The following is a 12,203-nucleotide window of genomic DNA, read 5'->3' on the forward strand; positions in this document are numbered from 1 at the left end:
CCCGGTCATCAGAAGATGACTCGGATTACCCTTATTTTGTAATCGTATTTACTCCGCTGAACGAAGCCGGTTTCCCAGGCTGCCTGGCTTCCGGCTGGCAATGAACACTCCGGCCAGAATCAGCACGAGCCCTGCGATCAGGTTCCAGCCGATCGGTTCATGAAGCAGCGTGTAGCCCCAAATCATTGCCGTGGCGGGAACCAGATAGGTGACCGATGTTGCAAATTCTGGACTGCCCCGGAGCACCATATAGTTGAACAGAATGTAGGCTACACCTGATCCGAAAACGCCTAGTCCCAATAGACCGAACAGGTTCGCGGGCTCAGCGACCCTGGCCAGGTTCACCCCTTCGAATGAAAAGGCCAGAATGCCGCTGCCTGTCATAGCGCCAAGAAGTGTACCAAACGTGAGCTGGTACATACTTAGTCCGCCAAGATAGCGCTTGGACAGCTGTGTGCCAACTGCATAACACAGGGTTGCGGCAATCATGGTGGCGAACCCGAGAGGGTCTACGCTGATGAATGATCCGGGACGGATACCCAGCAGGATGATCAATCCAACGAGTGCTACCCCCATGCCCACCCATTGAATACGCCGGAAGACAGCCCCGAAGAACAAGAGCCCGACCAACATCGTCCAGATTGGAGTTGTTGCATTAAGGACCGATGCCATACTGCTCGCCAGTCTGGTCTCACTGAAGCCAATGAGGGTCCATGGGACGGCCATATTGACCATCGCCACCGCAAAGGTGGGCAGCCATCTGATATCGCGTAAACCGAAAGGCTTCCGCATGATCAGCATCACGGCTGTAATGAGCAAGAACCCGAAGGAGGATCGAAGAAAAGCGATTCCCCAAGGGCCGAAGTCATTCAGCAGATTTTTAATGAAGAAGAACGAACCTCCCCAAATCAGGCTTAACAGGATAAGCGCAAAATATAAAGATTTTGCCAAAAGAACAACCTTCTTTCTGAACATTCATGTTGAAGACATTGGAGCGGACATCCCTTTATGTTACTTGTTCTTCCGGTCGCTGTACAGTTACCTGAGGCTGAATCCCTCTGCTTACAGTAGGAAGAAGTCTGACGATGCTTAGGCCTCCACTTTGAATTTTTTGAGCTCCTCCTGAAGCTCTTCACCAATCTCTCTCATTCTTCTGACTTGTTCTCCTGCCTGCTCGAAGGAACGCTTCTGTTCGACCGTTGAGGCCGTAATTTCCTCACTGCCTGCGGCCGCTTGTTCTGTAATGGCGCTGATGTTCTGGGTCGCATCCTGTACCTGCACGGTAATCTTCTGTGAGGCATTCATCTCCTCGGCAAGAATTGTTATTCGGGCAGCGATATGCTGGACCTTAGCACTTATCTCCGCGAACGAAGCTCCGGTTAGGGAAGCAGCAGATTCCTGGTCCTTGGATAGTTCGAGACTCTGACTGACCGAATTTTTCACCTTGTCCATCGCGGAGGAAATTCCTTGTACAGCTGCGAAAATCTGCTGCACGGCCTGGCCGGATTGCTCGGCCAGCTTCTTAACCTCGCCGGCAACCACGGCGAAGCCTCTTCCCGCTTCACCGGCCCTAGCTGCCTCAATGGAGGCGTTAAGCGACAATAATGTTGTCTGAGCTGCAATTTCCGATACCAGGTGGGTCATCTTTGTAATTTCGGCTGTATGCTGTTCAAGATCCTGTACGGTATGCTCTACCCTTACAATAGCAGCACGATTATCCGCAACAACCTGAAGCTGCTGCTTCATGATGCTGCCTCCCTGCTCAATCACTTCAAGCGCTTCTTGACTGTCTGTAACAGAGAGCGCCGTATCAGCAAGGTTTGCTTCGAATTTGCTTTGCATCTCATCCACAAGCGACACGGTTACGCTGAGATCTTCGGCCACTTTTTGACTGCCTATGGCCAGCTCCTCGGTTGACACGGCAACCTGGTCCACCACTTCCTGCATCACCTGGTTGTTCTGCTCCAGGTCCCTCGACATCCGGACAACCTGCCCACCAGCCCGTTCTACAGAGATCACAATAGAACGAAGGTTATCAATCATCAGCCGGAAGGAGGCATTCAGCTCACTAAGCTCGTCCTTGCCCCGGCTCTCTGGAAGCTTAATCGTCAGATTGCCCTCAGCCATATGCCCTGCCGCTTCATTCAGCTCCCGAATCCGATTAACAAGCCGCCGGGCAGCAACTGTATTGAACAGCCCGACACCGATGAGCAGCACAATACCCCCAGCCAGGGCTAGCTGCCAGGTAAGTCTTATGCTCCGGCTTAACTGATCGGTATATGCGGCATAGTTCGCCTTCGTCTGAAGATTGAGCATATACACATCGTTCTGAATCCCTTTAATCCGGAACGATTCCCGCTTGGAATCGGCACTGTTCTTCGTATTCATCGCCGTCTCCGCAGCCTTCTTCAGCTTCGAGAATTTATCATTAATGCGATGTAAGACCGCTTGCTCCTCTTCGGATTTCAACATGTCCGCATTCAGGGTGGCCAGCAGCTTAGCTGTCTGATTCAGCTGGTTAACCGCGTCCGACTTATTGCTCTCCGACATGGAGGTGGAATAGTTGTTAATTGCCTGTCCTGCCTGGATCATATACCCGTTCAGAGTCTCCACATTCAGCATCGCGGGAACAAGGTCCTGATTCTGATCATTGATGCGGAGAAGTTGTACAATAATATAAGCAACTAGTGCAAGTGATGCGATAAGTGAAATCATCGCATTGCGCACCAATTTACCTTGGAGTTTCATATGCTGTAAATCCCCTTCTGTGCGCAAATTTAGTTGGTTTTGACGGAAATGCTGCCTTTGATCAGCTTCTGTTTTTGTTCTTCAATCGCAGCCATCTGCCCGGGACTGAGCTGGATCGCCCTGATTTGGGCAAGGCCAACACCGCCCTCTTGGATGCCAAACACCATATCCTTTGTTTTGAAATGACCTTGATTGTCCACGAAAGCTTTCACAGCTGTGTTCAGGGCCACATCCACGTTCTTCACCATGGACGTAACCACCGCTTTCTCCGCAACAAAAAACTGATCCGTATCCACACCAATCCCGTGAATCTTCCGCTTCTCCGCTTCCTGCAGCGCACCAACTCCGGTAAATCCGGCGGCGGCATAGATCGTGTCGACATCATGCTTATCGATCATCTCATCCGCAAACTCTCTGCCTAGATCTGCCTTACCGAAGTCCCCGGCATAAGCTGTGGTCAAGTTAGCTTCCGGATTAACCGCCTTAATCCCCTGACGGAATCCGGCTTCAAATTTATGTATAAGCGCATTGTCTACCCCACCAAGAAAGCCGATATTTCCGGTATGTGTGGCAAGGCCGGCAACTACTCCGGCGAGGTAGCTTCCTTCTTCTTCTTTAAAGGTCATGGATGCCACGTTCGGCAGCTCCGACTTCTCGTCAACGAGAAGGAATTGGCGGTCAGGGTGCTTCTTCGCGACTTTTTCCATGCTTTCCTTCATGGCAAATCCCAGCCCGATCACAAGCTGGCTGTCTTCCTGTACGAGCTGCTCCAGTCCGGCCTCATAAGTCTTCGTATCCTGAAGCTCCCTGTAATCAAATATGATCCGTTTCTCGTCCCTGGCCTTGGCCAGTCCATTGAACCCGGCATCACTAAAGCTCTGATCCCCAAGCCCAACATCCGAGAGCATGATCCCCACTTTTGTTTTCTTTAAATCTTGTTCTGCCTGATGTGTCGGCTGCGTTGAGCATGCGTTCAGCAATACCACGGCTGATATTGCCGTTAGCCACCGCAACCAGACGGTCTGCACGGTTTGTTTCATTTCTCTACATCCTTTTTCAAATTTGTCGAACAAAAATATATCGGTTGAAAGATAAATTTTATTTAGAAATATCTTATGTAATTTATTGAATAGCTCAGTATGAGGTGGAAACATTTGCGCAATGAACCGAAAGTAACAACTATGTTACAATTTCATCGAACCTGGTTCATAAACAGGCCATAATGGTCTGGATTATGGACCCTATCTAACTAAGCCGAAGCTTGTACACCAAGCACGGGGGACCCATTTACCGGGGTGAAGCCACTATTCTTTGGCAGGGTGATTGCCTCTTTGACCCTAATCCGACAGCTAACCTCGCAGGCTATGAAAAGGAGAGATTTACGAATGCATTTTAGAAAAAAACTGATCACTGGAGTACTGGCACTCAGCATGGTTGTGGGAGCTGGAGCCGCATCCGCATCCGCTGCCGCTGACACAGGCACTACCAAGAACACCACGTACTGGACGTTCAGCACTCAGCAGAACGCCTCCCTGCAGGCCCTGCTTCAGCAGTGGGCAAGACAGTACCAAGCAGGCACTGGCACAACAGATCAGACTAATAGTGGTTCAGCAAATAAAACTACGTCTGGCCAAGCGGGAACTGGCACATCTAATACAACAAATACAAATACATCCAGCGGACAAGCCAGCAGCGGAACTTCCCAATCTGCTTATGCCAATCAGGTCATCACACTGGTCAACCAAGAGCGTGCCAAAGCCGGAGTGAAGCCGCTTGCCGCGGATAAAGCTCTGTCTTCCATGGCCCTGGATAAAGCGAAAGACATGTATAATAAAGGCTACTTCGATCATACTTCACCTACTTATGGCTCACCGTTCGATATGATGAAGCAGTACGGAATCCAGTATACGTATGCAGGCGAGAATATCGCAAAAGGTCAAAAAACACCTCAAGAGGTTATGAATGCCTGGATGAACAGCCCGGGCCACAAACAGAATATTCTAAGTCCTAACTATACCAAGATTGGTGTGGCTTATTATAACGGTGAGTGGGTTCAGGAATTTATCGCTAATTAATCAGCAGCAGCAGTTCCGGCTTATGACACCGCGAAGGACTTAACCGGAACGAATAAAGAGACCCTTTGATGCGGAGTTCCGCATAAAGGGTCTCTTTGCTTTAAGCTTTATATTGTCACGACAGCATTAGTGGTCATTTCCTCGGCTCATCCCGGTAAAATACTTCCGCGCCCGCGATTCCTGGATGGGTCATCTCATACGGATCAAGAATCAAATTCAATTCTTCTTCGGTCAGCACGTTGTATTTGATGCACAGCGCCCGGACAGATTCTCCGGTAAGAATGGCTTCACGCGCTATCCGCGATACTACCTCATAACCCAGATGCGGGTTCACAGCGGTGATAATGCCAACGCTTCGCTCCACATCCTCCGCCATCTTCTCCTTGTTAGCCTCAATTCCAGCAAGGCAATACTCGGTGAACACGCGGAAGGAGTTATTCATTATACTAATGGATTGGATCAAATTAAAAACCAGTACCGGCTCCATCACGTTAAGCTCAAGCTGCCCTGCAGAAGAGGCCAAACAAATCGTATGATCATTGCCGATAACCTGAAAGGCAACCTGGTTAATGACCTCGGCCATGACTGGATTTACCTTGCCTGGCATAATAGAGGAGCCCGGCTGCCTCGCAGGCAGGGAGATCTCGTTGAACCCGACGCGCGGCCCCGAAGCCATCAGACGCAGATCGTTTGCGATTTTGGACATATTCATCATGCACACCTTAAGGGCAGCGGAGACCTCGGTGTAAGCATCCGTATTCTGTGTCGCGTCAACCAAGTGGACCGCGGTTTGAAGCGGAAATCCGCTAATGTCAGCCAAATATTCAACCACCAGCTCGATGTACTTCGGATCAGCATTAAGACCCGTGCCGACCGCCGTGGCTCCCATGTTCACCTCATACAGGTGCTGTCTTGAATTCTCAATCCGCAGAATATCCCGCTCCAGTACCCGGTAATAAGCTTCAAATTCCTGTCCGAGACGGATAGGTACCGCATCCTGAAGATGGGTGCGCCCCATCTTAATCACATGATCGAATTCATTGGCTTTGCTGACGAACACCTGATGCATATTGCGCATTGTCACAAGAAGCTGTTCCATCAAGGACAGCACCGCAATATGAATCGCGGTTGGAAAAGCATCATTGGTTGACTGAGCCATGTTCACATGGGAATTGGGGCTTAGATAAGCATAATCCCCTTTCTCCCTGCCGAGCAGCTCCAGGGCCCGGTTCGCAATCACTTCGTTCGCATTCATGTTCAGGGAAGTCCCTGCGCCGCCTTGGATCGGATCGACAATGAACTGGTCGAGCCACTGTCCTTGAATAATCTCCTCCGCAGCCTGAACAATGACCTCTCCATGACCTTTATACAAGCGGCCAATCTTCATGTTGGCCAAAGCGGCTGCTTTCTTAACAATGGCCATGGCCTTAATTAACTCGTGATGAACCGCGTAGCCGGTAATCGGGAAATTCTCGACTGCACGCAGTGTTTGAATGCCATAGTAGGCATGAATTTCAACCTCTTTACTTCCCAGAAAATCTTTCTCTGTACGAAATTTCATTTCTGACATGGCTTATTCCCCCAGAGTGCTATTGTGGTTAATTCCTGCTTGCTTAAATGCTCATGCATAAGTGTCCATGATTCGTCAGCGGACGACTCGCTCTTCACAATCCATTCGATATCAGCAGCTGTACACACCTCATCCTTTATAGTATTCCAGCTTGTCTCGAAATACTTCCCGATCTCTTCTTAAGTGATGTTAAAAATTTGTGTGTGATTAGAATTTCTATAAAAAAAGTCCATACGCTATTCTTATAACATACTTCACATAAGAAAGAAACCGCTTTCTCAAGAATCAGACTAGAGCCCTTAATCCTTGCAAGCACGAATCATTAGGACAGCTGATTGGCAATATATGCGGCATCCCGTCCAACCCAGCCCATCAACGCCGAACCGCGGGAAGTCTGCCATGGAAGACCGAGGAAATAAAGTCCTGGGACCGGGCTTATCCCCTGATTATGAAGCGGATAACCCCGATCGTCCAAAGCGCCTGGAATTTGCAGCCATGGATAGCTGAGTCGAAAGCCGGTTGCCCATATTACATTTTCGGGTTGGAGCCGGCTGTTGTCCTGGAATACGATCGTGTTTCCCGTGGCTTCTGTTGCTCTCGCCTTTGGCACAATCCTGTTCTGCTGCAGCAGTGATTTGAGTTCAGTCCCGTATATAATTTCAGGCTGGTTCTTCATCCAGCGGCCCACTCTCGTGTTCAATCCGGCCTTAATTAGACCAAGCTTGTCAAAATACCAGAATATGCTTTTGCGAAAGATGGTCAATGGCTTGAAGTAAAGCTTATCCCCATAAGAAAGATAGACCTCCCGGCTTCCCGCCAACTCCACGGCGATCTGTGCCCCCGAGTTACCTGCCCCCACAATCAATACTTTCCCCGGCTTAAGCTGTGTCTCATTCTTATACCCGGAGGAGTGGATCTGCACAACATCAGAATCAAGACAGCTGGAGAACGCTGGTGTATAGGGCTGCTGAAACGGCCCCGTTGCTGCTACCACATTGCGTGAATAGAAATCCCCCGAATCGGCATGTACGGTAAATCCCTCATTTTCCTTCACTATCTTCATTACCTTAATCCCGGTTCTCACTGGCAGGTTCCAGTATTCAGCATAATCCGTTAGGTAACGGGCCGCCTCATCCTTGGTTGGGCAGCCGCCAGGAGATCCCGGAAAGGTTAGGCCCGGCAGACTGCTGAATTTCCTTGGCGTGAACAAGCGCAGAGAGTCGTACCTCTCTCTCCAGCTGTCCCCAATAGCCGGATTGGCCTCCAGAACGATAAAATTTAAGTTTTTCTGCTTTAAGTAATAGGCCAGAGCCAAGCCTGCCTGGCCACCTCCGACAATAATCACGTCAACAATTTTCATGTTACTCTCTCCCCTTTTGTAGGCCATCCGCAAAAATGCGCACCCCGGAGCCAATAAACTCCTCGTCGGTTACCAGGCTGATTGTATCTCCATAGAGGGATTTTGAAAGAAAATGCCCCAGATTCATCCAAATAAAACTCATGGCTACCGCTTCAAAATCCAGCCGCTCAATATAGCCCTTCTCGTACATCTGGCTTAAGTATGACTTAAGAATTTCTTTGGTCTGCTTCGGAACCCCGGCAATCCGTTCATCCAGCTCAGGGAACACCCCTGCTTCTTTTAGGCCAATTAGAACTAGTGCGCTGTTCTCCCGCATGAACTGCTGGTAAGCAGTAGCGAACCGGGACAAGTCTTCCCGCAAATTCCATGTTATATGATGCTCGTAGACATCTTTCATCCCTGGATAATAAGAGAATCGTTCGATTAACGCGCTGAGCACATTCATCTTGTTCCCAAACTGGCGGAATATGGTACTTTCATTTACCCGCGCTGAATTCGCCAAGTCTTTAGTTGTTACCGCTTTAAAACCTTTGAGCCTAATCAGCTCAGCTGCTGCGTTTAATATCCGCTCACGCGGTTCTCCTTGAATATGTTGTGTATCCATTAATACCGACCTCCATGCTGAAAAAATAATCATTGCAAGCAAGTGCTTGCTTGCAATGATTGCATTAAATATACAACATCCAACCCATTGTTACAACTAGGAAATGAGACAATATACATGATTCCATCGATTAGTGCTATAACTTTTATCATAAGGCATATACCACTTTTTTCTAAATTCCACTATAATATTACGAAACATCACTTACAGAAAGGTTGATTGAATGAAAAAGATTGTCTATTCCGCGGCAGCTGCTCTTCTGCTTACTTTGTCAGTCCCTTCGCTTACTCATGCGAAGACCAGCGCGGACTTCACGGATCTAAAAGACCTGGATGCTGCGACCAAAGCCAAATTTGATGCCTTGATCAGTGCAGGTATATTCGATGGGCTAGGGGACAGCAGATTTGGCTTGAACGATGCAATGACCCGGGCGCAATTTGCCAAAGTTGCAGCCCTTATCCTTAATTTGAAGGTGGATACTTCCCTAAAAAATTCCAGCTTTAAAGATGTTAAGCCAGATGACTTTGCTAATGGCTACGCTCTTCCCTATATTGAAGCGCTCAAGCAAGCGGGGATTACGAATGGGGATGGCAAAGCTGATACATTCAATCCGGACGGCCCAGTAACCAAGGAGCAGCTTGCGGCATTCCTGGTGCGCGTCCTCGGCTTAGACGTTAAAAATGAGCATTTGAGTATAAAAGGGACGGTTAGTGAATGGGCAGCAGGCTATGTAGGCTTAGCAATGCAGCTGGAACTTTTAAAACAACAGGCGAATATGAATTGGACAGGAACTGCCAATCGTAATGATCTTGTGCTGTCAAGTTATGAAACCAAGACTCAACTCGACCCGCTCCAGCTTCTCAGCGCCTCTGTAACCGAACAGCATGAGCTTACCCTTACCTTCAGCGCTTCCCTTCAGCCCTCCCAAGTAGACCTGTCTAAGATCCTTATTAACGGCAAACCGCTCGATAAAATTAAGGCTCAATTCAGGTTATCCACAAACGGAAAGGTTCTTACGATTATTTTCGACGGGCCTCTCAGCCAAGATTTGCTCAATCGACCCGCGGTCTCTATAGTTGGGCTGCAGTCCATAACAGGGAAGACATTGAAGACCGACAAACCCGTGGCCATTGAAAAAGGAAATCTGCTCCCGGCTCCGCCCGTCGCTCCTCCTTCCAATACCGGAAGTACCGGAAGCACCTATACTCCCCCAAGCAGCGGAGGCGGTTATACGCCACCATCAGACACCACGGCTCCCCAGCTGCTCTCAATTAAGCGTAAAGGTAGTGAGAGCACCGTACTTCTAAGCTTTTCCGAAGCTCTGAGTGGCACTTCAGCCATTAACCTGTCTTCCTATAAACTTGTTAAGGATGCCGCTAGCTCCATTAACCTGCCAGAAGCATCTACAGCTGTTCTGTCAGGCGATAAGAAGCAGGTCACTTTAACCTTCCCACAAACATTCTCAATTGATAACAGACTGTATTCTGTGCCAAGCTTCTTTACAGGAGATGCGGGAATTCAGGTTGGCGGAGTCACCGACCTTGCCGGCAACGTTATCTCCCCCATCGTACGGAAAGTGGAGGTGGAGAATCCGGGGCTGAACAGTACTGTCAGCTTTGTAAAGCCGAATGTCGAAGAAGGAAACTGGAATAAGACACAGCCCAAAATTGGCGAGCACCCTGAAGGCACCGCCTTTAAATATCAGGTCGCTGCTGAGCCCGTTTCCGCTATAATAGGACTGGCTTACAACTCGGATGAGAACGGTACATTAGGATGGAATTCAGGTGAGGAGAGAGACATATTAAGTGAGGCCAATCCGATCTCTATTGCGAACTCCCGTAACGTCATCACAGTGATCAGTTATAACACAGCAACCAAGGAAGTCATCGGATATCAGAGCTTCAAGATTAGTGAGGACCAGGTCCTGCGTGCTAAGGGCCTTTCGAGCGGGATAACTATTGAACTCTCTGACAATCAACAGCTTCCTGGGATGTACAAAGTGAGTTTTGATTCATTACCCGAAGGCCATGTGTACTATTATTTAAATACTATGAAGAGTGCCGAGATCGGCAAGAAAAAAAGCGAAAGCTTTGAATGGGCTAATGCTTGGGCTTTAACTTCCGGTACGGAAATCCAAGCTACAGAAAAGAAACTTACCGTTATTGAAACGGACAAGGACGGAGTTATCCTCGCTTATGAATATTTTGACCCGGCCAAGTTCCCTGAAGACCCGGCAAAATAATATAAACATTAATCACCGCCAGTCCAGGGACTGGCGGTGATTAATGTCCTTACAACCCCCTAACTCTTGTACCGCTCTACTTCACCACGCGGTACTTCACATGGGTAACCCCGGGGGCCTCTACTACCTGAATCACCTCGAGCGGATAAGATCCGCCATCTCCTCCTATGTTGGACTCAAACAAGCGGATTCCTCCTCCAAGCAGTACAGGAACAATATGTATGTGAATCTCATCCATCAGCCCGGCTTCGATATACTGCCGGGCTGTATGTGCTCCACCCATGATGATGACCGACCTGCCACCTGCGGCTTCCTTGGCCTGTGCAGCAGCACTATGGGTGCCATCCGTGACAAAAACAAACCGGATATTCCCCTTGGCCGGGCGCTCCGGCGTGCTGTGGGTCAGTACGAAGTGAGGAACTCTGAAGGGATTGTGCACAAACCCGTCCATGTGATCCCCAAGCTCATAGGTTCTCCTTCCCATCACGATCGCTCCGGTACCTAGCACCATTTCATCTATAATCTGAGCGTTTCTTAGATCGTTACGGTGGTAGAACCAATCATGAAGGCCGCTGCTTTGCCCGCTCAGGCCGGAAATATATCCATCCAGCGACATGCTCATATCCAAAATCACTTTAGCCATCAAAGCTCCTCCTATCGCGGCATAAACAGCCAATCTTGATATAGTTGGCTAGGGAAGATTCTGTTAGTTTAGCACAGGAAGAAACTTTGTATTTCTTACCGATTGCTGTAATTCAGAGACTTGCTCAAATAATTTTGCATCAATAGGGGAAGTGAGATGAGAATGGGCGGATCATCAAATCTTGGCGGGTACAGGGTGACCTTCTGCTCAGGGACCGGCTCATAGGGACGGACAACAACCGGCTCCCTGGATCTTGTGCGGAGCGTATGGTGCGGCAGAAGCACATCCACGGCCTTACTTCCCCAGGATACCGAGGTCGCCATTAGATAATAAGTGCCTGGTCTGACACCGGTTAACCGGAATCGGCCGAGTGAGAACAGAAGAGTCCCATGCAGCGGAAGTCCTTCCGGAATAGGCTTCGCAAACAATCCGAGCAGAATGATTCCTTGGAAAGGATGATCAGTAACAACGGTCCCTTCAACTACCCCATACGCTGTGGAGAAAGTTAAGGTTTGACTCGATTCCCCAACCTGCTGCAAGGATCTCAGATGCAAGTCAGCATCTATTGTAGAATTCCGGAATTGCGATGGGGTTAAGCCAACCCGGCTCGTGAATCTCGAAGTGAACGTGCCAAGGCTTTGCTGCCCTATTTCAAGAGCGATATCTCTAATGCTCAAATGGGTGTGAAGCAGCAGGTCCTTGGCTTTCTGAAGCCTAAGCGAAGAGACGTAATAGAGCGGGGATAGCCCCGTTCTTTCTTTAAATACCCTGGTGAAATGATACGGACTGTAGCCTGCGCGGCTGGCAAGCTTGGAGAGATGCACCGGTTCATGAAGGTTTTGTCTGATATAGTGCAGGACATGATCGATCTCGGCATATCTGTCTGTGATCATGCTAAGGCTGTTCCCCTTTCCCATGTAAAGTTCAGGCCTAATGCACCCACCCATATTCTGGAAGACAA

10 protein-coding genes and 1 riboswitch are annotated in these 12,203 nt (G+C 49.0%); of the genes, 2 read left to right on the forward strand and 8 right to left on the reverse strand.

Translation table 11 applies throughout. From position 1 onward, the window contains the following. Positions 1–48 precede the first annotated feature (48 nt). The 3 genes from BN6628_RS14485 to BN6628_RS14495 form a co-directional block, all read right to left on the reverse strand. The gene (locus BN6628_RS14485) at positions 49–951 is read right to left on the reverse strand and encodes a DMT family transporter (RefSeq protein WP_068618587.1); all 903 of its coding nucleotides are present in this window, start codon (positions 949–951) and stop codon (positions 49–51) included. Positions 952–1,089: 138 nt separating this feature from the next. Continuing rightward, the gene (locus BN6628_RS14490; protein WP_068618589.1) at positions 1,090–2,748 is read right to left on the reverse strand and encodes a methyl-accepting chemotaxis protein; all 1,659 of its coding nucleotides are present in this window, start codon (positions 2,746–2,748) and stop codon (positions 1,090–1,092) included. Between the two features lie 29 nt (positions 2,749–2,777). Continuing rightward, positions 2,778–3,788 carry a BMP family lipoprotein gene (locus BN6628_RS14495; RefSeq protein WP_068618590.1) on the reverse strand — a complete coding sequence of 337 codons (1,011 nt, stop codon included), beginning with the start codon at positions 3,786–3,788 and terminating at the stop codon, positions 2,778–2,780. 202 nt (positions 3,789–3,990) lie between these two features. Next, positions 3,991–4,127: riboswitch (cyclic di-AMP (ydaO/yuaA leader) on the forward strand. Between the two features lie 6 nt (positions 4,128–4,133). Between BN6628_RS14495 and BN6628_RS14500 the strand changes: the two genes are divergently transcribed. Then, positions 4,134–4,823 carry a CAP domain-containing protein gene (locus BN6628_RS14500; RefSeq protein ID WP_082926917.1) on the forward strand — a complete coding sequence of 230 codons (690 nt, stop codon included), beginning with the start codon at positions 4,134–4,136 and terminating at the stop codon, positions 4,821–4,823. Positions 4,824–4,956: 133 nt separating this feature from the next. Here the strand turns inward: BN6628_RS14500 and aspA are convergent, their stop codons facing one another. From aspA to BN6628_RS14515, 3 genes are all read right to left on the reverse strand, one after another. Beyond that, complete coding sequence (aspA, locus tag BN6628_RS14505) at positions 4,957–6,393, reverse strand: aspartate ammonia-lyase (RefSeq protein ID WP_068618592.1); 1,437 nt, start codon at positions 6,391–6,393, stop codon at positions 4,957–4,959. Positions 6,394–6,715: 322 nt separating this feature from the next. Beyond that, positions 6,716–7,753: a flavin-containing monooxygenase gene (locus BN6628_RS14510; RefSeq protein ID WP_068618593.1), complete on the reverse strand. Its 1,038-nt coding sequence runs from the start codon at positions 7,751–7,753 to the stop codon at positions 6,716–6,718. A gap of 1 nt (position 7,754) precedes the next feature. Next, complete coding sequence (locus tag BN6628_RS14515) at positions 7,755–8,357, reverse strand: TetR/AcrR family transcriptional regulator (protein ID WP_068618595.1); 603 nt, start codon at positions 8,355–8,357, stop codon at positions 7,755–7,757. Between the two features lie 223 nt (positions 8,358–8,580). Between BN6628_RS14515 and BN6628_RS14520 the strand changes: the two genes are divergently transcribed. Further along, positions 8,581–10,599: an S-layer homology domain-containing protein gene (locus tag BN6628_RS14520; RefSeq protein WP_068618596.1), complete on the forward strand. Its 2,019-nt coding sequence runs from the start codon at positions 8,581–8,583 to the stop codon at positions 10,597–10,599. A gap of 76 nt (positions 10,600–10,675) precedes the next feature. Here BN6628_RS14520 and BN6628_RS14525 read toward each other — a convergent pair whose 3' ends face one another. After that, entirely contained in the window at positions 10,676–11,242 is a 567-nt protein-coding gene (locus BN6628_RS14525; RefSeq protein ID WP_082926918.1) for a dihydrofolate reductase family protein, read from the reverse strand. Positions 11,243–11,337: 95 nt separating this feature from the next. Next, complete coding sequence (locus BN6628_RS14530; protein WP_187386136.1) at positions 11,338–12,135, reverse strand: helix-turn-helix domain-containing protein; 798 nt, start codon at positions 12,133–12,135, stop codon at positions 11,338–11,340. Positions 12,136–12,203 lie beyond the last annotated feature (68 nt).

The organism is Paenibacillus tuaregi (assembly GCF_900086655.1).
Lineage (GTDB): Bacteria > Bacillota > Bacilli > Paenibacillales > Paenibacillaceae > Fontibacillus > Fontibacillus tuaregi.